This is a genomic window from Pseudomonadota bacterium (assembly GCA_039033415.1).
GTDB lineage: Bacteria > Pseudomonadota > Gammaproteobacteria > Xanthomonadales > SZUA-38 > JANQOZ01.
In genome coordinates this window covers 1-20540 of the sequence record JBCCCR010000034.1, presented here as the reverse complement: position 1 = coordinate 20540, position 20540 = coordinate 1, and the positions used below count along the sequence as shown (strand labels likewise).

Here is a 20540-nt window from a genome sequence, read left to right as displayed (position 1 = left end):
TGCGGCCTGTCCCGGGCAGCGGACGCGCGCTTCGTTATGGTAGCAGCCACCCATCTTCGAGACTTAGCCTGGCTACGCGCTACTGGAGCGCCTAAAGCAGCCGTACCGACAGCACGCCGCTAATCTGCTCGAGCTGCGTGACCACCGATTTGGGCACCACGTCACCGTCCACGTCCAGTAGCGTGTATGCCACCTCCCCGCGAGATTTATTGAGCAGGTCGGCAATGTTCAGGTTGGCCTCCGCCAGAATGCTCGAAATCTGCCCCACCATATTGGGGACGTTTCGATTGGCGATGGCCATGCGGACCGCCGGCTGAGTCCGTGGGAGTACCGCCTGAGGGAAATTGACTGAGTTTCGGATGGTGCCGTCTTCGAGAAACTCGCGCAGCGTGTTTGCCACCATCACCGCGCAGTTTTCTTCGGCTTCCGCCGTTGACGCGCCGAGGTGGGGCAGCGTGACAATTTTTGCATGATCTTTGAGCTCGCGCGTGGGAAAGTCGCAGACGTAGGCGCCTAGCTGGCCAGCGTCCAGGGCCGCCACCATGGCTTTGTCATCAACGATACCCGCGCGGGCAAAATTGAGCACCACGCTCCCCTCGGGCAGGAGCGCCAATCGCCCGGCGTTGACCAGGTTTCGGGTTGCCTCCAGTAGCGGTACGTGGATGGTGATCAGGTCACTTCGGGTGAACAGATCGTCGAGCGACAGCGCTTGCTCCACGCCTGAGGAGAGCTGCCAGGCCCGTTGAACCGTGATGGCGGGGTCAAACCCCAGCACCTTCATCCCGAGCAGGTGCGCCGCGTTGGCAACCTCAACACCGATGGCGCCTAAGCCGATCACGCCCAGCGTCCGCCCGGGCAGCTCATAGCCGACAAAACGTTTCTTCCCAACTTCCACTTCTTTGGCGAGGGAGCTGTCGTCACCGTCCAGGGCCAGCGTGTACCGCCACGCCTGACAGATATTGCGGGCGGCCAGAAGCATGCCGGCAAGAACGAGTTCTTTGACCGCGTTGGCGTTAGCGCCCGGCGCGTTAAAGACCGGGATTCCTCGGCCTGATAGCTCTTCGATCGGAATATTGTTGGTCCCAGCGCCGGCTCTGCCAACGGCCAGAACGCTGGCCGCAATCTCCTGGTCGTGCATGTTTGCGGAGCGCACCAAAATGGCGTCAGGGCTGCCGATCTCCGACGCGACCTCATAGCGCTCGCGAGGAAGGCGCTGGAGGCCCCGGACGGAGATGTTGTTAAGCGTGAGTACCCGGAAGGGCGCTGCGCGCGTCGGTGACTCACCCATGCTGCTGTTCGAAATCTGCCATGTACGCCGCCAGGGCCTCGACGCCGGCCAGCGGCATGGCGTTGTAGATACTTGCCCGCATGCCGCCGACGGATCGGTGGCCCTTCAGCTGCAGCATATCCCGCTCCTGAGCACCGTCGAGAAATGTTTGGTTCAGTGATTCGTCCCGCAGTCGAAAAGGCACATTCATCAACGAGCGGTCGCTGACCGCCACGGGGCTGCTGAAGAATTCACTGCGGTCGAGGTAGTCATAGAGAATGGCCGCCTTTTCTCGATTTCGCGTTTCCATCGCCGCCAGGCCGCCCTGCCGGTCGATCCACTGAAAAACCAGCCCGGCAACGTAAATGCCGTAGCTGGTAGGGGTGTTGAGCATGGAGTCTTTCTCGGCCTGCAGCTGGTAGTTAAGCACTGAAGGCGTGCTGGGCATCGCGTGCCCAAGCAGGTCTTTGCGAACGATGATGATCGTCACTCCAGCGGGACCAATGTTTTTCTGAGCGCCGGCGTAGATCAGGCCAAAGCGGGACACATCGACCGGTCGTGAGAGGATGTTGGACGACATATCGGCCGCCAGCGGGACGTCCCCGGTGTCCGGAACAAAGTGGTACTCCACGCCGCCGATGGTCTCGTTGGCGCAGATGTGGACGTAAGCAGCCTTGGGGTCAAGCTGCCAGTCCGCCACGTCTGGGATGCAGGTGAAGCTCTGAGCCTCGGAGCTCGCGGCCACGTTTACCTGGCAAAACTTCCCGGCTTCCCGAATGGACTTGCTGGACCAGGCGCCGGTATTCACATAGTCGGCGGTTGTCATGCCCCGCAGCAGGTTCATCGGGACCAGCGCGTTCTGGGCCGTTGCGCCACCCTGCAGGAAAAGCACCTCGTAGTCGTCGGGGATGCTCAGCAGCTTGCGCAGATCAGCGACCGCCCGCTCGTAGATCGAAATGAACTGCGGGCCGCGGTGACTCATTTCCATCACCGACATCCCGGTGCCTTGCCAGTCACACATTTCCTCCGCGGCCTGCTGGAGAACCTCAAGCGGCAAAACGGCCGGCCCGGCGCTGAAGTTAAAAACGCGATTCATGGGTTGGGGTTTCCTGTGGTTATGACCCGAAAGCGGGAGATTTTAATACCGGGTTTGGCGTTGGACGAGTGCTATTTGGGGCTTCCGGCATCAGGGGTTGCGGCCTGGCTGTCGGGGAGGTACCAGATGGGCGAGGTCCAGGCCATCTCCTGGATCGTTTTGGGTGCCTCGTTATCACATTCCCTCGGTCGCTGATCCGGCGCCAAGGCAAGGCAGGCGTGCGAGCTCCAGCGCAGGGTGGGTATTTCGACCGCGCGAAGGTAGTAATACGCCGGCTGGTCTGGCTCGAAGTCGGGATCCTCAAATACACGGCACAGCGCCTGCTCACCATGGCTCTGCTCGTTGCTCTCTGCCGGATCGGGCGCGTTGTGATAGGGATGCTGCGCCCCGGCGAGGTGGTAGATCCTGTAGTTCGAGCGACCCGCCTCGTCGACCCAGCCTTTGATTAGCTGCAGTTTTTGGAGCGGCGCGCCGTCCGGGCCCGCAACGGCGCTGGCGAGCAGCTTCGGCGCGGCACCTGCCGGCCGGGGCGCCAGGTCGCTGCCCATGGGTGTGCCCACGGCGTAGCCGTGAGCCGCCCGGTCGTTCATCCCGCAGGCGTCATTGCTCAAATCCCAGCCGCCGAACAGCCGGGGCTCGATTCGTGTTCCCGTGGTGCCGAACACCTCGCGGCGTCGCAGCGCGTCGAAAATCGCGTCGCGCGAGTTCTCAACGCTCCAGACGCCCGCCAGACCGCCGGGATTGCCCGCGAGGCTCGTGGCGGACGTCTCGATGTTCCGCAGCCGGCCGCCGAGGTCCACCTCGCTGACCAGATGACCTTTCCAGTGTTCTTCCGACGTATCGCCGGCCAGCGACATGTGGGTATCGGTCGAGGCGATGACGCCGAGCTTGTAGGAATTGATGCCGATAGCCGCCTCATCCTGCAGGCCGGTCAGCAGCACGCTTCGATAAAAATCGTTCTTCGAGATGCACCCGACCCGGAGAAACCCGCGTGTCCCGACCTCGCCGTCCTCGCAGAAATCGACGATCCGGTACTCGCCAAACACATCAACCTCACGGTTTAGCTCCAGGACCTGCTCGGTCTGGCAAAGCTCATCGGGTGCGCCGAGGATATCGGGCAGCCCGTTGAAACACTCCGAGTTGCCTTTGTGCTGAAACACCTCCATCACCGGCTCCATCGCGTTTCGCAGCTCTGCCATCGCGCGGGCGGATTCCACGGACTCGAAGCCGCTGATGTAGGAGGGGAACATCGCCCCAGAACTGAGATTGGCGTTGTGCGGAATCGCCAGCACGTCGCAGCCGTCGAGCCCCTCCAGGCACTGTTCTTTGAGTTGATCCCAGAGCAGCCGGTCGCTGGGCGTCTCAATGTAGGAAATCGCGCGGGTCGGGACTACGGCGTTTCGAAACAGCACGTTCCGATGAATGTTGTTGGAGTTGGGTGTGCCGGTGTGCTCGTAGCCGACAAAGGTGGTGAAGGTGCAGGCTGATGTCCGATCATAGGCGGCCTCCGCCATGTCCTGAATCTGTCGCCAGAGGTCGTTCGCCGGCTCGATGCACGCCTCGCCGTCCTCGCCGCAAACGTCCGGCAGGTGTTTCGGATCGGTCGCGCCAACGACACGAAACATGGCAAACATGCCCTCGTTTTCGTTCTGCCGAATCAGGCGGCAGGTCGGCAGGTCGTAAACGACACTCTCCGCATCGTAACAGCGCGTCATCTCGCCAAAGAACTCGGAGTGGTCGGTGACTGCGGCGAAGTCCAGCGGATAGTCGAGCTGCTGGGTTGCTGCAGGCCTGCCGTTCTCGTCATAGGGCGGAATGCCCAGCGGCTCGCCTCTGGCGAATCGATAGGCGTCCGCCGGCGTGGTCTCGGTCCCGCGTGGGCGGGCGTCGTAGGAAAACGCCGTGTGGATGTGCAGGTCGCCGAACAGTGCCCGTTTGGTTGGTGATCGCTGCGCACAGGGTTGACGCTGTTCGCTGTAGACGACCAGGTCATCGGTTGCGGTCTCGGTGACGGGGCCCACTCGGCTGACGCAGGCGGCCAGCAGCAGCGTCGCGCCAGCGGACAGCCAAAGACGAAGGGGCAGGGTCGCTGGTGTCATGATGCGTAGCGTGGGTCTCTCACCTCGTAAGGGGAGACTTTACCAGCCAAGCTCTCCAGCTACCCAGCGGATTGGTGATTGGGTCGCCGCCCGGACGCCGACGGCTTCGGCGCCCGGGCATAACTCCGATCTAGCGGGTTTCGGAGACCACCTCAGCGGACCAGGGCGTTGCCGCACGCCATAGGCAAAGACTTGAGCTCGCGCTCGCTCGCCTGGCGCCAGTCGCTGAAGCCTTCGTTGTCGCCGACCCAGCCTTCGTTGAATCGCTGGAGCCAGAATCCGTCGGTCAGCGCCGGCCAGGCGGCTAGGTTGTCCGGCAGGCAGCCCGAGCCAAGCGGGTCCTGGCGGCCGGTCAGGCCGCAGCGCGACCAGCTCAGCCCGGTATCCAGGTCCAGCAAGCTGCTGCCCTGGTCGACAAAACGCTCCGGCACTAACTTCGAGAGTTCGCTGAGACTGCAAGACTGGGGCACAGGCGCCAGCTCAAACCCGTCGGCAAACAGAAAGTCGATCAGATCGAACAGCGTAAAGGTCAGCGGAGCGGTGGTCCCCACGCTATAGCTGGTGCTCTCCAGCAGCCGCAGCTCGATGCTTTCATCCGGCTCGTTGTCTGGCTGGTCGGCGATGGGCGTGAGAACAATTCGCGCCTCCAGCTCGTTGGCCGGTATGGTGGTTGTTGCGGGTGAGGAGCCGAAGACGTCTTCAATGCGGTAGTCGACGTTTTGAGTGGCGGTTCCGCCGACCTCCAGGTTGACCAGAAGAGAGCGTGTCAGGTCGCCGTTGTTGCTCCGGGTTACCAGAAAGCTGCCGGTCTCCAGGTCCTGTTCAGCCAGGGTGTCGTCTTCCTGGGTCAAGGTCACCACCACCGGATCGTCCGCGAGCGTAAAGTCGGCCTGGGTTTGGGAGCCGACCGTGTAGGTCGATGCGTTCGGCTGCAGGGTCACAACAATCGTCTCGGTTTCCTCAAGCACGTTGTCGGCACGAGGCTCGAAGGTAAAGATCGCTTCGGTTTCTCCGATACCCAGATTCACCGCAAAGGGTGCGCCGGCAAACAGACTGATGGGGCGGTAGTCGGTGTTGATCGCGGCGGTTCCGGTGACGTCCACGTTGACCGTTATCGCCTGGTTGATATTGCCGGCGTTGGTGCGGGTCACCCGATACGTACCGGCGACCAGTCCGGCCTCATCCATCGAGCTGTCGACGACGCTCAGGTTGACCTCGGTCACGCTGTCGGCCAGCGTAAGGTCCGCCTGGGTCTGAGTGCCCACAGTGTAGAGCGACGGATCAGGTTGGAGCGTAATCTGGACGTCCTCCACGCCTTCAACGATATTGTCCGGGCGCGGCGTGAGAACAAACTCCGCCTCGTTGACGTTGGCAGGGATCTGGACGGCCAGCGGACTGCCGGCAAAGATGCTCCCGAGATTGTAGTCGACGTTGCGCTGGGCAGTGCCAGTGATGTCGATGTTGACCGTCAGCGCCGCGGTCGGATTGCCGGCGTTGGTCCGGGTTACGCGAAATCGCCCGGTCACCGGTCCCGCTTCGTCCATCGCGCCCTCTACCAGGCTCAGATTCACTTCGGGCACTGAGTCGGCCAGCGTCAGCTCCGCCTGCGTGTCGGCACCCACTGTATAGCTCGTTGGGTCGGGCACCAGTGTCACCTGAATCGTTTCAGTGCCTTCCACCATCGAGTCCAGCCGGGGCGTCAGCACTACGATGACCTCCAACTGGTTGGACGGAATGTTGACCGCCAGCGGATTACCGCCGATTACCCCCGTGATGGAGTAGTCCACGTTGCGTGTCGCCGTGCCGGCGATATCGATATCGACCGTCAGCGAGGCGAGCGTGTTGCCGTTGGGGGATCGCGTAACCCGAAAGCGGCCCGGCACCTGGCCCTGCTCGTCCATGGCCGCGTCGATCAGGGTAAGGTTCACTTCGGGCACGTCGTCGGCAATGGTCAGCGTGACCTCATCATCAACACTATCGACCTGGTAGCCGGTTCCGGGCTGAAGTGCTGCCACTACGTCCTCCGTCCCCTCAACCTGGTTGTCGGCAATCGGTGTAATGGTAACCGTTACACTGGCCTGGTTGGCCGGAATACCCACCGCCAGGGGCGCGCCGCTAAGAATGCGGTCGATCTGGTAATCGGTCAGCCTGGCTGCTGAGCCGGTGATGTCAAGATTGACGATCAGTTGCTGTGGCGCTACCACCGACCGCGTTATCGTGAAAGTCGCGGTATCAGGGCCGGCTTCGTCCGCGGTCAAATCAACCGAGGTGATGCTGACCGCCGGCTCAACGCCGGCCAGCGCAAGCTGAAAGCTACCTACCAGCAGCAGGCCACAAGCCCAACGCAGCGCCCGCAACGATCGTCTTTTTGCGTAAGTGTTGAGACATTCCATGATTTTTCGCCTCTGTAAGTCCCTTCTCGTTGAGCCATGGGACGCGGCCGGGTGCAGATTCGTCTCACCACCTTTAAGACGACGGCTTTTTGAGCAACCTCTGACGAGCCTTATGATGTAGGCAGCCGAGCCGGCGGAAACAGGTCGTGGGCTAAGAATCGGACAGTAAGGGGGTTCAACGATGAAACGAGGCTACGCGGACGGACCATTTGGCCAGGTTCACTTTATGGATACCCAGGGTGATGGTCCGCCCCTGATCTTGTGCCATCAGGCACCGATGACGCTGCGGCAGTTCGACACGGTCTATCCGCTGCTCCGGGATCAGGGGCTAAGAGCGGTGGGCATCGACACACCGGGTTTCGGTCTGTCCGACGCGCCGGACTTTGTGCCCTCGGTTTCTGACTATGCTCAGGCCGTGCCGCCGGTGCTCGATCAGCTGAGCATCGATCAGGCCGTCCTGCTCGGTCACCACACGGGGGCGCTGATCGTGACCGAGGTGGCGCTGCAGTTTCCTGATCGGGTGCAGCGCCTGATTCTCAACGGCCCGGTTCCGCTGAAGCATGATGAGCGGCAGGCGTTCATCAACATGGTGGAAGACAACGAAAAGGGCTTTGAGCACCACGTGGACGGCAGCCATCTGTCGAGCCTTTACGCCAACCGCTACCAGTGGGCCGGAGAGGGCACCGATCCCGCCCTGGTGACCCGATACGTCGTTGAACAACTGCAGGGCTTCGGCCCGTTTTGGTACGGGCACAACGCCGCTTTTGCCTACGACCACGCGAGAACGCTCAGCCAAATCACGCACCCTACGCTGATCCTGACCAACACCGGCGATCAGATCTACGAGCACGCCAAATGGTCCCACGAGCTGCGCCCGGACTTCGATTTTGTCGCTATCGAGGGCGGCGCTATCGACATCGTGGATCAGCGCCCTCACGAGTGGGTTGAGGCGGTCGCGGCCTACGTTCGAAGCGCAGCGCCTGTGTGACTTTAGACCGTAGACGTGGCGGTGTCGCAGCGCGACGATCCGTACAGCAACGGCCGGAGCTTCAACGATGATCGGAAAGGGTTTTCTTCTGCGCTGCACGACACTGACCACCCTGCTGGCGCTCGCATCGCCCGCTCTGGCCGCTGATGAGCCGCCCGCACAGGTGCTGCTCATCGGCCTGTTCCATTTCCATAATCCTGGCCAGGACGTGGTCAAGACCGATGTCCTAGACGTGATGACGGACGAAAATCAGGCTTATCTTCAGGCGCTGAGCCAGCGGATCGCGGCGCTCAAGCCGACGAGCGTGCTGCTTGAGTACGATCCGGCCATGCAGCAGGAGATGCAGGCTGAGTACGAGGGCTATCGCGCCGGAAGTTTTGAGCTCACACACAACGAAATCTATCAGCTGGGATTTCGCGTCGCGGCGCTGGCGAACCTCAAAGAGGTGCACCCCTTCGATGAGCGCGAGGTGGGCTGGGAAGCTGAAGAACTCTTTAAGCGCATTGAATCTGATCCGGAGACCAAGGCCAGGCTCGACGCACTCATTGCGGAAATCACCGAGGAAACCAACCGAAAGCAGGCGACCTTGCCATTGGCGGAACTGCTGCACGACCACAATAGCCCCGCGGAGGATCAGCGGAATCGATCGTTCTATCTCCTGACTAACCACCTAGGTGCGGGAGAGGATTTTGTCGGCGCGGATGCGGCAGCCAGCTGGTGGCATCGAAACTTCCGGATGTACGCCAACGTGCAGCGGCACGCGACGCCGGGGTCAAGGGTGGTGGTTATCGGCGGTCAGGGGCATATTGCGATCTTGCGCGGTCTTCTGGCAGACGACCCTGATCGACAGCCGATCGACGTGATGCCGCTGTTATAAGCGGCCCGCTAAAGTCCGGCCAGCATCGCCAGACCACAGCAGCAGATAGCAGCGCCGGCCACCACGCCGCCATAGCGCTGGATGGCGGGGAGCCTGACCTGTTTCAGGCCAACCAGCGACAGCGCCACGGCAGCCAGCATCGTTACGAGCGTAACCGAGACGAACAGCCCGGTGACCAGCCACACTCCAGCCATGTCGCTCTGACTCGCCGGCACCATCAACAGCGGGATTAACGCTTCGCAAGGCCCCAGCACAAACACAATAAAGATCGCCCAGGACACGTTGCTGCTCCTGGCCTCTTCATGAGCATGGACGTGAACGCCATGATGATCGTGGGCATGCTGATGCACGGTGCCGTCGGCATGTACGTGAGGGTGACTGTGGCGCTGCTTCCTGGCCGGCCGTTTTAGGCTGATTGCCAGATACACAACGCCGAACGCGGTGAGTCCCCAGGCCGCCAGATCGCCGCGCCAGCTTTCAATGCCGGTCATGGTGCTGAGGGCTGTGCCCAGCGCGATGCCGATAAAACCCAGCGCCACCGAACCGGCTGCATGACCCAGGCCGCAGCCAGCCGTAATCGCCAGCGTTTTTTTAACGGTCCAGCCGCGCGCTTTGCTGAGGGCGACAAAAGGGAGGTAGTGATCGGGTCCCAGCAGAGTATGGACAAACGCGATGGTCACCGCGGTCGCGGAGAGGGCTGCAATCTCGGGGGTCAGCCAGTCCAAAGGTCGTCGATGCCGGTTTTCGAAGGGAGACGAAACTGTACTAAAGTTATACTTTTAGTACAATTCCGCCTCTCTCCCTCGGATCCTACGCGATGTCCGAAATCCTGCTGCTAAAGCTCTTTCATCTGCTGCTGTTTGTGTACTGGCTGGGCGGCGACCTGGGCGTCTTCTATTCCAGCAAATACATCGCCGACGACTCGCGGAGCGTCGAGGCGCGCCGGACGGCGGCGGACATCATGCTGTTTGTCGACCAGGCGCCCCGGATCTGCATGGCGCTGTCGTTGCCGGTGGGATTTCACATCGCCTGGCGGCTGGGCATCGTTGACATGTCCATGGTGTCGGTGGTCGGGCTGTGGATCTTCGGCCTCCTCTGGGTGGCCACCGTGATCAAGCTGCATATCAGCCACGGTCAGGCCGTCATTCTGACGAAGGTTGACTGGTGGGGTAGGGTCCTGGTGATTACCGCCCTGCTGGCATTGGCCGGCTACACGCTCGCGGGTGGTGAGCTGATCCGCGCCGACTGGTTTGCCTGGAAGCTGATCGTCTTTGCGGGTTTGATGACCATGGGGCTGCTGATCCGGGTCAACCTGAAACCGTTTGGGCCTGCCTTCGGCAAGCTTGTTACCGTCGGGCCTGACGACGAGGTCAACGCCACCATCAAAGCCTCGTTGCGTAAGGTGAAACCTTTTGTCGTCACGATCTGGGTGGGGCTTTTGATCAACGCCATGCTTGGCTTACACATCATCGGAACTTAACTATGGACCATCGAACGATTCGCGGAAAACTCCTTTACACCAGCACCAAGCCGGAGCGCATGGGCCATGAACGCGGCCGGGAGAGTTTTATTGTCACCGTCCACGGCGACGGTGCGCGCACGCTGCGGGCTCACTGCGAAATCGACGACGCCCCTTCGGTGCTCCGTGATGTGACTGTCAGCTGGGACAAGAACTGGAGGCCCGTCGACTGCTTTAATCGGCTGACAATCGCTGACAAGTTTGAAGGCACCGCCTGGTTCCGCTTCACCGACAGGGTGGCCGAGTGTGAGTCCTACAACCAGCGTGACGGCAGATTGAGCCAGCGGATGGACCTGGATCAGCCCGTGCCATGGCTGGGAACCCATCCGCTCGTAGCGGACGGGATGTGTTTTGCGGTCTTCGATCAGTCAGGTCCCAGGAAGCAATACTTCCCCAACATGATGCTGACCTCCCCAGACCATCGTGGCGCCACCGGGCCGCTGCTGTTTAAGGTTGGCTTCGGGCTCGAGTATCTCGGTGACGAAACGATTGAAGTGCCGGCCGGGACGTTCGATTGCCACAAATTCCAGTACACCGACACCGCTGAGGGTGGCCTGCCGGAAGAGCACCCCCCGTACGAGGTGTGGTGCACGGCGGACGACGACTACATCTTTGTGCGCGGCGCCGTCGGTGGCTACATGCAAACCTTCTACGAGCTGGTTGAACTCGAGCGCTGATGGCTACCGACCATCCCGCGTATCAGGCCATTGCGCTGCAAACCGCCTGTCATGCGGTAAACGGCATGACCCACGAGCAGGCGCGCGCCCGCATGCTCGAAACCATCGATGCCATTGCGGTCCAGATCCGCGCTGCCAAGCTGTTCACCGGGCCCGACGTGCGGCTGATCGTTTTGCCGGAGTACTTTCTCACCTGCTATCCGGCGGGCGAACCGATTCCCGCCTGGAAAGCGCTGGCGGCGATCGAGATCGACGGCCCGGAGTACGAGGCGCTGGGCAAAGTCGCGGTGGACAATCAGGTTTTTATCGCTGGCAACGCGTATGAGGTCGACCCGCACTTTTCGGACATCTATTTTCAGACCTGCTTTCTCATCGCCGACAACGGCGACGTGGTGCTGCGCTATCGTCGATTGATCTCGATGTATGCGCCAACGCCCCATGATGTGTGGGACGCCTACCTGGACCGGTACGGCATTGAGGGCGTCTTCCCGGTGGCCGACACCGTGCTCGGACGAATCGCCTGCGTGGCGTCTGAAGAGATTCTTTATCCGGAGATCAGTCGAGCGCTGGCGCTCCGCGGAGCCGAGGTCTTGACCCATTCCACCAGCGAAATGGGGAGCCCAATGCTGACGCCAAAAGACATTGCCAAGCGGGCGCGGGCCATGGAGAACCTCGCTTATGTCGTCTCGGCCAACAGCGCCGGTCTTTATCAGGCGGGGATTCCCGTGAACTCCACCGACGGCATGTCGAAGGTGCTGGACTACAAGGGCGCGGTGATGGCCGAGGCCGGCACCGGCGAAACCTGCGCCGCGACGGGGGCGCTCGACCTGGCGTCGTTGCGCCGCTACCGCAACCGCCCCGGCATGCCGAATCTGCTTTCCCGCCAGCGGCTGGAGCTGTTCGAGCACATTTATGCCGGCGAGCCGATCCATGCGGCCAACGGGTTAAGTCAGCCCGACGGGTATCAGGTGCCGGAGCGGAAGTTTTTTGTCGATCAACAGGCGGCCGCCATTGGCCGCCTTCTGGAGCGGGGTATTATCACGCCATGCTGAAAGCGATCCTGATGGTTACCGTCATGGTCAGCGACCCGAATCAGGTCGCTGACATTTACCAGGACACTCTCAACTATCAGGAGGTTGCGAGCGGTGAGGTGGGCGCCGTGCTCGCAGCCAGCTGGAACGCGCCGGACGTGGCCGACAACCCGTTCGAGATCATCCAGCCTGAAAGCAATGAGCCGGTCTATCTCCGATTTGTCCAGACGCCCGACCAGGGCAACTACGAGCCGCTCAAGACCGAAGGTTGGAACGCCATCGAAATCCTGGTGGAGGACCCGGATGCGCTCAACCTCCGCCTCGAAGCGAGCCCTCACTTTGAGGTGATTGGCCAGCCAAACTTTCTGACCGAGCAGAAGCGCATCAAGGCCATGCAGGCCATCGGGCCCGGCAACGAACTGCTCTACTTTACGCGCATCACGCCCGACAACTCGGGCTTCGGGCTGCTGCCGGCCACAAGCCCGGTGGACCGGGTGTTCATCATGGTACTGGCCGCGCGCGATCGCACCGCGATCGATACGTTTTATCGCGATACGCTGGGGATGCCAGTGAATGGTCCTTACGACTATAAGGTGAGCGTACTGTCACGCGCCTGGGGTGTGCCTGACGACACCATGTATCCGCTGACGATTGTGCCTTTGTCGCAGCGCTTCCTGCTGGAGCTGGACGACTATCCCGACGAGGCCGCGAGCCGTTCGCCAACCTCAGAAGGGATGCCTGGGGGTATCGCGATGGTGACGTTCCTGGTGGACGACATTTCACCCTATCGAGAACGCTGGCTCGGCATTCCGGCCGCTAACCCTGGCGCTCCCTACAACGGTCGGCGGAGCGTGGTGCTAAAAGGGGCGGCCGGAGAATATGTCGAGCTGGTCGAAGATCCGCCGGCGGCTGAGTGAGCATTCGCCGCCAGATCATTGAGATCGACGGTCGGCGCAATCACCTGCGCTACGCCGGCAGCGGCCCGCCGGTGCTGCTGCTTCATCAGTCGCCCCAGACTTCCGCCACGCAGCTGACGCTGATGGAGGAGCTGGCGCCAAAATACCTGGTTGTCGCGCCCGACACGCCGGGTTTTGGTCTCTCGGATCTCCTGCCGCAAGACCAGCCCAGGATCGCGGACTTTGCCGATAACCTGCAGCGGGTGCTGGAGGAACTGGGGATCCGCCAGGCGCTGGTGATGGGTGTGCACACCGGTGCGCAGATTGCCATGGCGCTGGCCGACCAACATCCCGATGCGGTCGCCCACATGGTGCTCGACGGCGTGCCGGCGTTTAATCAGCTGGAGCAGGCGCACATTCTCTCGGGATATTTTGAGCCCAACCCACCGCGCTGGGATGGCAGCCACCTGATCCAACTGTGGGGCAAGATCGCCGAGCAGACCATTTTCTTTCCCTGGTTTGATCAGCGTCCGGCCGCGCGCATGACGCTTAACCAGGCACCGCCCGAGGTTTGGGATGGCTATATTCACGATTACCTCTACGCCGGTGAAGACTACAAGATTGGCTACGGCGCCGCCTTTTCCTGGGATGCGGTCCCGGTGGCGGAGCGGATCACCCGACCGTGCCATATCCTGTTCCGCCGCGGAGACCCACTGGAGAACACGGCAGACCGCCTGAGCGGCGTCCCCGAGGGTGTGAGCATCGAGTCTATCGACATGAATCCTGAGGTGGTGCGGGCGCGGGTGCGGGAGATCTTTGACCAGGTGACGGCAGGGCCGGCGCTGGAGGCTGTCGAGCCCACGCCGTGCCGGGTCGATAGCTTTGTCGGCGACGAGTTCGGCCAATGGCGTGTTCGTCAATTTGGAGACGCCGATCGATCTCTCCTGCTGCTGCACGACCTGGGCGGCTCGGGAGACAGCGCCGCTGAATTTGCCGCCGAGCTGCAAAAAGCCGGCGACGACGCCTACCGAGTGGTGCTCCCCGATCTGCCGTTTCATGGCGAGACCGGCCCGCTGCAGGCGGCGGCTGATGATCTCGAGGCCATCGCGCGCGCAGTCCATGAACAGTTTGTGGATGAGCATTGTCTGGGTCTGGTTGCCCTGGGCGGGGCGGCGGCGATCGCCGCTCACATGCAGAACCTGACGCCGGCGGTGCCGGTTGCTCTGCACCAACCGCTTTGTCCTGACGGGGTTCCACTCGATGCGGCGCGATGGTGGCCGCTCCTGCCGATGGACGACTGCGGAGCCCACCTGCTTCGCCGCTGGCGACAGCTGCGTCACGCTCAGTTGTTTTTTCCCTGGTATGACAACACCGCAAACGGCGCGGTCCGATCGACGAGGCCGCCCGATCCCGAGTCGCTTCAGCAGCAGCTCTTTGACGCGCTCCGCTGCGGCGAGCATGCGACCGGGTTATGGCGGGCAGCGATCGAGAGTGAGCTCTCGAGTCTCCTGGGCGAGGCCAAGTTGACGACCGGTATCGAAGGGCGCCCGGAATCGAGCGCCGCTGCGCGACTTCAAACGGTGTCCGACCTAAACGCTGCGGCGTCGGCACACGCACACGCGGCGCTTGAGCTGCTGAGGGTGAATGGATGAAGCCGTTAACAACGCTAGTCGCCAATATCACGCTGATCGTTTTGCTAAGCGGCTGCGGGGACGACGCAGAGCCGAGCACGGCTGAGCGCACGCAGGTTATACGAGTCTCTTCGCTGGCGGTACCCAATACCCCCTGGCACGACATGTGGCTGCGGTTTGGTGAGCGCTTCGAGGCCCAGATGCCGGCGGACATGAAGCTGGACCTGTTTATTACCGGCCAGATCGGCAGCGAGGAAACGGCGCTCTCCAACGTTCGTCGCGGCCGAATCCAGATCAGCGGGTTCTCGCTCCAGGGGCTGGCAACGGTGGTGCCGGAGCTCAGCGTGCTGCTGGCGCCCTATCTTTTTGAGACCCAGGCTGAAGCGGACTATGTGCTCGATGAATACCTCACCGAGGTGTTTCGCGAGCTGCTGGCGGATAAGCGGCTGGCGCTGCTCCAGTGGTCTGAGGTTGGCTGGTTTCATATCTATGCGCGCAAACCGATCCTGACTCCCGAGGATGCTGCGGGGCTGTCCATGCGGTCATCCAATGCGCTCGGTTCGCGGATCTTTGGCGAGGCGATCGGCGCTGACCTGATTCCGGTGACGTTCTCTGAGGTGATCCCGTCGCTTCAAACTGGGCTCATCGCCAGCGGTCAGGGGGGTATCGGCATGTTTGCCATCGGCGGCATCTCCCGCGAGGCCAAACACTTCAATCTCACCCGCCATGCGCTCGACACGGGCCTCACCGTGGCCAACCTCGACTGGTTTGAGGCTCAGGGTCCTGAGGGGCAAACGCGGGTCATGAGCAGTCTGGACGAAACCGCTGAGGGGCGTCGCCTCATTCGCGAAGACATCGCCCGAATCGCGCAGGGCTTTGGTGAGCTGGGGGTCACGATGCACCAGCCCAGTCCGGAGCAGATGGCGCAATGGAAAGCCGTTGGCCTGGCGACGCACGAGGCGATGCTGGAGCAGATCGGCGGCCGGGCCCAGGAAGTGTACAACCTGATTCAGGAAGGCAAGCAGGCCTTCCGGGAGCGAGGTTAGGCCCATGGCACACCTCCCGATCATTGCGGGGTTCACGGTTGGCGTTCCCGACCTCGGCGCTGCGGTCTCCTGCTATGAGACATTTCTTGAGTATGAGCGACGATGGGAAGGGTCAGCTGGATCACTGGCCGAACTCTGGAGCGCGCCGGCGCTGGCTGACGCCCCCTGCGCGGAGCTGCTGCCTCGCGGTGCACAATCAGGTTTTGTGCGCTTTGTGCAGGTGGAGGCTGCGCCGGGCTATGTGCCGTTCCGCTACCCGGGCTGGAACGCTGCGGAAATTGCCGTCGCCGACGTGGACACTCTAGCCGAGTCGCTGGGGGAGTCGCCGTTCCGCATTCTTGGGCCGCCGGCTGAGCTGTCGATTTCCAAGGACATCCGCGCTATGCAGGTTGAAGGTCCGGGCGGTGAGCTGCTGTATCTCACTCAGATCAAAGCCCCCATCCCAGGCTTTGATCTACCGATCCTCGAGCGTGGTGTTGGCCATTGTTTTGTCGGTATTGTCGCGGGACAGGATGGCGATGCCTTGAAGCAGTGGTACCGAAAGCAGTTTCAGCTCGAGCCAGACCCCCCGCTGGTGGACGCGCGGGTACAGGGCCTGTCGCTTGCTTTTGATCTGGATCGTGAGACCCGGCACCCGATCTGCGCGCTGCCGCTGGCGCCCGGCTACCTGGTTGAGATCGATCAGATGCCTACTGCCGATGAGAGGCCGACGGTCGCTGGAGTGCCGGCCGGGATAATCTCGATGGGTTTTTCTGTCAGCGAACTGCCACCGGGTTCGGCGGCGGTCGGGCTGCCGGGCAGTGACGCTTTGGCGGCGCAGGTGGTGGGAGCCAGCGGCGAATGGCTCGAGCTGGTGACCCAATGAGGCTTAACCCATGATCCTTTATACCGTTCCGACGGCCAACGGGCAGAAAGCCCAGGTGGTGCTCGAAGAGCTCGGTTTCGACTACGAAACGCGAACCGCAGACCTAGTTGCCGGAGAGCACCGCACCCCGGAAATGCTGAAGCTCAATCCCTTCGGCAAGCTGCCGTTCCTGCTGGATGAGGGAGAGGCCGTCTACGGCAGCATGGCCATCGCTTTTTATCTTTGCGAAAAGGCCGGCAAGCTGATTCCGGATTCGCTGGCGGAACGGCGGGACATGTATCAGTGGGCCGGGATGCTCGCGTCGGACTTGAGTCCCGCGTTGGCCGGGCAGTTTATGTTCAGCGAGATATTCCCGCTGGAGGACCCGCGGGCGGTGGATTATTTCGTCGAGTCAGCCTGCCGCCTGTTTGCGGTGCTCGATGAGCACCTGGCGGCTCGGGACTACCTGGTGGGAGATGAGCTGACGGTGACCGACCTGCTCGCGTATCCGTCCGCCGCAACGTCGGCCGCTCGCTTACCCGATTCGCTGCCACCTTGGCCCAACATCCAGCGCTGGGCGGCTAACATCGGATCGAGGCCCGGGGTCATCCGCGGGATGGCCCGAACCTGACCCCTCCGAACTAGTCCTCGGCAATCAGGCCGAGGACATCTGCCGGCGTGGCGTTTAGCGCTGCCGCAACGCGATTGAAGTAGTCGATTTCCAGCTGGCTGACGCGGTCGTCGACGTGGATGACACGCCCGACGAGCTGAATCAGCTTGATTCGGTCGTGGTTTTCCAGCTTCTTGGCCACGCCTGCCAGGTATTTCTCCAGCGGCTGGCTCTCGAACACCTCCGACTTGGCGGCGGTTCGAATGTCGCCAATGCTGTACTCGTCGCCGGTCGCTTCACGGAGCAGGTCCTGCACGTGCTCGAGCTCTACCTGCTTGATGTTGGTATCAGCGCTGGTGGCCCTGGCGAGCGCCATCATGGCCGCTTCTTTGAACAGGACTTCCTGTTCCTCCGGGCTGGGCTGGCTGCCGCCGAAAAATTTCAGAATGCTGCTGAAGTCTCCTACGCTCACGAACTGCTCCTTATTTTTCCGCGGCGGGCGCGAATTGCCGTCAAGGCTGGCAATGGTAGGGCCTGCGGCAGGGTTTGGAAAGTGTGAAAAGCTTAATCCCCCAGGTGAAACGGGCAGTTGGCCTCTTTCTCCACCAGGTCAAAAACAAACAGAAAGCGGGCCATACCGGTCAGGACCGCCAGGGTCATACCCAGCTCAATGATCTGTCCGTCGTCAAGAAATGAACTTAGCGAGTCGTAGACCGGACCTTTGAGCTGCCCCTGATGTTCGGTCAGCAGCATCTGATCGGCGAGCATCAACACCGCCCGGTCAAGGCCGGAAAAATGGTCCAGCTCATCGTTTTCGATGGCGGTCAGATCTTGATCGTTGAGCCCGGCAGCCCGGGCGTCGAGCCGATTGCCCTGATTGCAGTAGTGGCAGCCGTGACGGGTCGACAGACGGTAGCGGGCTAACTCTTTAAGCCGGGTGGGTACGCGTCCGCCGTGGAATACCTGGCCATAAAACTGATCCCGATACCACTCAAAAAGCCTCGGTTCATTGGCCATGGTCTCAATAAAGGTGGCGTCACCGCGGACGTTGCGAGATTTTTCCCAGCTGGCGCGCAGCGTCTCCGGCATCAGGTCCGGCTTAACCCGCCGTAGCGGCGTATCAGGCATGGGCGAAACCTAGCGGCAGCCCGGCGTCAGGGATAAATCCATACAGCGGTTCATCCGGCAATGCGTTGTGCACGACGTCTCGGACCTTCATGAGCGCCGGGATATCGATGCCGGTGTTAAAGCCCATCGCTTCGAGCATAAAAACCAGGTCTTCGGTCACGATGTTGCCGCTGGCCCCGGGAGCAAACGGACAGCCGCCCAGACCCCCAAGGGAGCTGTCCAGCGTCGTGATGCCCTCATCGAGGGCCGCCAGCGCGTTAGCCAGGCCCACGCCTCGAGTGTTGTGAAGGTGCACGCCTGTCAGCTTGTCGTCACCGACGGCGCTTCGCACCTTGCGGATCAGCCGCCGGACCTGCGCCGGATTGGCGTAGCCGGTGGTGTCTGAGAGTCCAACTTCCGCGCAGCCGGCTTCGATCAATCGCTCTGCGCTGCGCACAACCAGATCTTCAGACACCGGCCCTTCCAGGGTACAGCCGAAAGCCGTGGAGAGCCCCGCCTCAAAGTGTGGACGCTGGTCTTCCGGCTGCTGCGCGACCAGCTCCGCAATCGCGCGAACCTGCTCAACCATCTGGTCATGTGTTCGGCGAACGTTTTTCAGACTGTGCGTTTCGCTGACCGAAAAGGGAATCGAAATCTTGTGGGCGCCGGCCTCGATGGCGTCCTGGGCGCCGCGCAGGTTTGGCACAAGCGCTGCGACGGTCAGGTCGGGGATGGTACGGGCGTAGGCAACGAGCTCGGCAGTTCCGGCCATCTGGGGGATGACCTTGGCCGGAACAAATGATCCCACCTCGATCTCCCGGACTCCGGCTGCAGCCTCTGCTGCTACCCAGGCTTTGCGAGCCTCAAGCGGCATAATGGCGGAAACGCTCTGCAGGCCATCTCGGGGGCCAACTTCGCTGATCAGAATCTGAGGTGTAGAAGAGGATTCGGGCATCGGAGTGACATCGCGTTTTTGTCCTAATGATATAATCATATAACATATTTGCTCGATCCCTCAGCCAACCGGATTCCGCCCATGAATGACACCAATCTGCCGCTCTCCGGCATCTCCGTCGTGGAGTTCTCGCACATGGTCATGGGTCCGGTTGTGGGGCTGATGCTGGCGGATCTCGGCGCTGACGTCATCAAAATCGAACCGATCGGCGGGGACAAGACGCGGCGTTTGCGAGGGTCCGGGGCCGGCTACTTCTCCATGTACAACCGCAACAAACAAAGCCTGTGCCTCAATCTCAAGTCTGACGAAGGAAAAGCGATCGCCCGCTCGCTGGCGACGAAAGCTGACGTTTTGCTGGAGAACTTTCGGCCCGGCGCGATGGACAAGCTGGGGTTTGACTACGAAAGCCTCTCGGCGGAAAACCCCGGGTTGATCTACTGCTCAGCGCGCGGCTTTCTTGCCGGGCCGTATGAACACCGTACGGCGCTGGATGAGGTGACGCAGATGATGGGCGGCCTGGCCTACATGACCGGGCCACCCGGCCGACCGCTGCGGGCCGGAGCGTCGGTGATCGACGTGACCGGCGGTATGTTCGGAGCCATTGGCGTGCTGGCGGCGCTGCAGCAGCGCCAGGCGACCGGCCAAGGGCAACAGGTCACCAGTGCGCTGTTTGAAACGACGGCATTCCTCGTTGGCCAGCATATGGCGCAGATGGCGGTGACCGGCCAGCCGGCCCAGCCGATGCCCGTAAGGGTCTCAGCCTGGGCGGTGTATGACGTTTTCAAGTGCCAAGGCGACGATCAGGTATTTGTGGGTGTCGTCAGCGATGGCCAGTGGCAGACCTTTACTCGACATTTTGGCCTGGACGACCTGGCGGACGACCCGGAGCTTAAGGAAAACGGCAATCGGGTGGGTAAGCGCGACGTCATCCTCCCGCGAGTTCAGGCGCGGTTTATGGAGATGGACAAGGCGGAGTTGATGCACGAGCTGGACCAGTGTGGCGTGCCTTTTGCGCCCATCGGCAAGCCGGAGGATCTGTTCGACGATCCGCATCTCAACGCCTCGGGCGGATTACTCGACCTGGATTTGCCCGACGGCGGCGAAACGAAGCTGCCGGCAATGCCGATCCAGCTCGGGCAGCAGCGCCTGGGCGTTCGCATGCCGGTGCCTCACCCGGGGGCAGATGGTCGGTCGGTGCTGGAAGGATTGGGTTATTCCGCTGAGGACATCCAGTCGCTGGTGGACGCTGGCGTCGCCGAACTGCCTTGATTGATCCTTAGCGCGCGGTAACCAGCCCAGGGCGCTAGTCTAGAAACGCACCGATCTCCTCGATGAGCGACTCGACCAGCGAGCGATTTTGTTCGGTTGCGGCTAGTGTCCTGAGTTAGAAGTCTGTTGCGTTTCAGAGCCCCGTTGGGCGCCAAGAATAAGGCGCATCGCGCCGGCAATGGCCGTAGCCCTTGGCAAGCGATGCAACGCGGTTATTGGTGCCCAAGGGGGCTCC

19 protein-coding genes are annotated in these 20540 nt (G+C 61.9%); 11 read left to right on the top strand and 8 right to left on the bottom strand.

Annotated features, from left to right (window positions below; translation table 11 throughout):
* Positions 1–91: 91 nt before the first annotated feature.
* From AAF358_22675 to AAF358_22660, 4 genes are all read right to left on the bottom strand, one after another.
* A complete protein-coding gene (locus tag AAF358_22675) occupies positions 92–1288 on the bottom strand; it encodes a phosphoglycerate dehydrogenase (GenBank protein MEM7708376.1) in 1197 nt (398 codons plus the stop codon).
* Entirely contained in the window at positions 1281–2363 is a 1083-nt protein-coding gene (serC, locus tag AAF358_22670) for a 3-phosphoserine/phosphohydroxythreonine transaminase (protein ID MEM7708375.1), read from the bottom strand. Before serC ends, AAF358_22675 begins: the two co-directional genes overlap by 8 nt.
* A 71-nt stretch (positions 2364–2434) precedes the next feature.
* Positions 2435–4462 (bottom strand): DUF3604 domain-containing protein, encoded by a 2028-nt coding sequence (locus AAF358_22665; GenBank protein ID MEM7708374.1) that lies wholly within the window; start codon positions 4460–4462, stop codon positions 2435–2437.
* 152 nt (positions 4463–4614) lie between these two features.
* A complete protein-coding gene (locus AAF358_22660; protein ID MEM7708373.1) occupies positions 4615–6855 on the bottom strand; it encodes a Calx-beta domain-containing protein in 2241 nt (746 codons plus the stop codon).
* A gap of 181 nt (positions 6856–7036) precedes the next feature.
* On the opposite strand from AAF358_22660, the gene AAF358_22655 reads away from it, so the two are divergent.
* Both AAF358_22655 and AAF358_22650 read left to right on the top strand, forming a co-directional pair.
* Positions 7037–7843 carry an alpha/beta hydrolase gene (locus AAF358_22655; GenBank protein MEM7708372.1) on the top strand — a complete coding sequence of 269 codons (807 nt, stop codon included), beginning with the start codon at positions 7037–7039 and terminating at the stop codon, positions 7841–7843.
* A 67-nt stretch (positions 7844–7910) separates the two neighbouring features.
* Positions 7911–8720 (top strand): DUF5694 domain-containing protein, encoded by an 810-nt coding sequence (locus AAF358_22650; GenBank protein ID MEM7708371.1) that lies wholly within the window; start codon positions 7911–7913, stop codon positions 8718–8720.
* A gap of 8 nt (positions 8721–8728) precedes the next feature.
* Here AAF358_22650 and AAF358_22645 read toward each other — a convergent pair whose 3' ends face one another.
* Complete coding sequence (locus AAF358_22645) at positions 8729–9445, bottom strand: hypothetical protein (GenBank protein ID MEM7708370.1); 717 nt, start codon at positions 9443–9445, stop codon at positions 8729–8731.
* Between the two features lie 92 nt (positions 9446–9537).
* Here AAF358_22645 and AAF358_22640 point away from each other — a divergent pair, with 92 nt between their 5' ends.
* Genes AAF358_22640 through AAF358_22605 form a run of 8 tightly spaced genes read left to right on the top strand, consistent with a single transcriptional unit; the run spans position 9538 to position 16995 of the window.
* On the top strand, positions 9538–10200 hold the full coding sequence (locus tag AAF358_22640; protein MEM7708369.1) for a hypothetical protein: 663 nt from the start codon (positions 9538–9540) through the stop codon (positions 10198–10200).
* A 2-nt stretch (positions 10201–10202) separates the two neighbouring features.
* The gene (locus tag AAF358_22635; GenBank protein MEM7708368.1) at positions 10203–10916 is read left to right on the top strand and encodes a DUF3108 domain-containing protein; all 714 of its coding nucleotides are present in this window, start codon (positions 10203–10205) and stop codon (positions 10914–10916) included.
* Positions 10916–11968 carry a nitrilase-related carbon-nitrogen hydrolase gene (locus tag AAF358_22630; GenBank protein ID MEM7708367.1) on the top strand — a complete coding sequence of 351 codons (1053 nt, stop codon included), beginning with the start codon at positions 10916–10918 and terminating at the stop codon, positions 11966–11968. The genes AAF358_22635 and AAF358_22630 overlap by 1 nt, the downstream gene beginning before the upstream one ends.
* Positions 11962–12864 (top strand): hypothetical protein, encoded by a 903-nt coding sequence (locus AAF358_22625; protein MEM7708366.1) that lies wholly within the window; start codon positions 11962–11964, stop codon positions 12862–12864. Before AAF358_22630 ends, AAF358_22625 begins: the two co-directional genes overlap by 7 nt.
* Positions 12861–14495 carry an alpha/beta fold hydrolase gene (locus tag AAF358_22620; protein ID MEM7708365.1) on the top strand — a complete coding sequence of 545 codons (1635 nt, stop codon included), beginning with the start codon at positions 12861–12863 and terminating at the stop codon, positions 14493–14495. The genes AAF358_22625 and AAF358_22620 overlap by 4 nt, the downstream gene beginning before the upstream one ends.
* On the top strand, positions 14492–15520 hold the full coding sequence (locus AAF358_22615; GenBank protein MEM7708364.1) for a TRAP transporter substrate-binding protein: 1029 nt from the start codon (positions 14492–14494) through the stop codon (positions 15518–15520). The genes AAF358_22620 and AAF358_22615 overlap by 4 nt, the downstream gene beginning before the upstream one ends.
* A 4-nt stretch (positions 15521–15524) precedes the next feature.
* A complete protein-coding gene (locus AAF358_22610; GenBank protein ID MEM7708363.1) occupies positions 15525–16385 on the top strand; it encodes a hypothetical protein in 861 nt (286 codons plus the stop codon).
* Positions 16386–16395: 10 nt separating this feature from the next.
* Positions 16396–16995 (top strand): glutathione S-transferase family protein, encoded by a 600-nt coding sequence (locus AAF358_22605; GenBank protein ID MEM7708362.1) that lies wholly within the window; start codon positions 16396–16398, stop codon positions 16993–16995.
* A 10-nt stretch (positions 16996–17005) separates the two neighbouring features.
* Here the strand turns inward: AAF358_22605 and AAF358_22600 are convergent, their stop codons facing one another.
* From AAF358_22600 to AAF358_22590, 3 genes are all read right to left on the bottom strand, one after another.
* Positions 17006–17446: a TerB family tellurite resistance protein gene (locus tag AAF358_22600; protein MEM7708361.1), complete on the bottom strand. Its 441-nt coding sequence runs from the start codon at positions 17444–17446 to the stop codon at positions 17006–17008.
* Positions 17447–17538: 92 nt separating this feature from the next.
* Complete coding sequence (locus tag AAF358_22595; GenBank protein MEM7708360.1) at positions 17539–18102, bottom strand: carboxymuconolactone decarboxylase family protein; 564 nt, start codon at positions 18100–18102, stop codon at positions 17539–17541.
* Positions 18095–19036, bottom strand: a complete 942-nt coding sequence (locus AAF358_22590; protein MEM7708359.1) for a hydroxymethylglutaryl-CoA lyase — start codon at positions 19034–19036, stop codon at positions 18095–18097. The genes AAF358_22595 and AAF358_22590 overlap by 8 nt, the downstream gene beginning before the upstream one ends.
* Before the next feature lie 81 nt (positions 19037–19117).
* Between AAF358_22590 and AAF358_22585 the strand changes: the two genes are divergently transcribed.
* Positions 19118–20305, top strand: coding sequence for a CaiB/BaiF CoA-transferase family protein (locus tag AAF358_22585; protein MEM7708358.1), 1188 nt, complete (start codon positions 19118–19120; stop codon positions 20303–20305).
* Positions 20306–20540: the final 235 nt, after the last annotated feature.

What these genes read in the sequence shown, in the direction of transcription:
- AAF358_22610 (MEM7708363.1), top strand. Translation starts at nt 15,525, where the DNA reads ATGGCACACCTCCCGATCATTGCGGGGTTCACGGTTGGCGTTCCCGAC.
- AAF358_22595 (MEM7708360.1), bottom strand. Translation starts at nt 18,102, where the DNA reads ATGCCTGATACGCCGCTACGGCGGGTTAAGCCGGACCTGATGCCGGAG.
- AAF358_22660 (MEM7708373.1), bottom strand. Translation starts at nt 6,855, where the DNA reads ATGGAATGTCTCAACACTTACGCAAAAAGACGATCGTTGCGGGCGCTG.
- AAF358_22630 (MEM7708367.1), top strand. Translation starts at nt 10,916, where the DNA reads ATGGCTACCGACCATCCCGCGTATCAGGCCATTGCGCTGCAAACCGCC.
- AAF358_22655 (MEM7708372.1), top strand. Translation starts at nt 7,037, where the DNA reads ATGAAACGAGGCTACGCGGACGGACCATTTGGCCAGGTTCACTTTATG.
- AAF358_22605 (MEM7708362.1), top strand. Translation starts at nt 16,396, where the DNA reads ATGATCCTTTATACCGTTCCGACGGCCAACGGGCAGAAAGCCCAGGTG.
- AAF358_22675 (MEM7708376.1), bottom strand. Translation starts at nt 1,288, where the DNA reads ATGGGTGAGTCACCGACGCGCGCAGCGCCCTTCCGGGTACTCACGCTT.
- AAF358_22665 (MEM7708374.1), bottom strand. Translation starts at nt 4,462, where the DNA reads ATGACACCAGCGACCCTGCCCCTTCGTCTTTGGCTGTCCGCTGGCGCG.
- AAF358_22585 (MEM7708358.1), top strand. Translation starts at nt 19,118, where the DNA reads ATGAATGACACCAATCTGCCGCTCTCCGGCATCTCCGTCGTGGAGTTC.
- AAF358_22590 (MEM7708359.1), bottom strand. Translation starts at nt 19,036, where the DNA reads ATGCCCGAATCCTCTTCTACACCTCAGATTCTGATCAGCGAAGTTGGC.
- AAF358_22640 (MEM7708369.1), top strand. Translation starts at nt 9,538, where the DNA reads ATGTCCGAAATCCTGCTGCTAAAGCTCTTTCATCTGCTGCTGTTTGTG.
- AAF358_22625 (MEM7708366.1), top strand. Translation starts at nt 11,962, where the DNA reads ATGCTGAAAGCGATCCTGATGGTTACCGTCATGGTCAGCGACCCGAAT.
- AAF358_22650 (MEM7708371.1), top strand. Translation starts at nt 7,911, where the DNA reads ATGATCGGAAAGGGTTTTCTTCTGCGCTGCACGACACTGACCACCCTG.
- serC (MEM7708375.1), bottom strand. Translation starts at nt 2,363, where the DNA reads ATGAATCGCGTTTTTAACTTCAGCGCCGGGCCGGCCGTTTTGCCGCTT.
- AAF358_22635 (MEM7708368.1), top strand. Translation starts at nt 10,203, where the DNA reads ATGGACCATCGAACGATTCGCGGAAAACTCCTTTACACCAGCACCAAG.
- AAF358_22615 (MEM7708364.1), top strand. Translation starts at nt 14,492, where the DNA reads ATGAAGCCGTTAACAACGCTAGTCGCCAATATCACGCTGATCGTTTTG.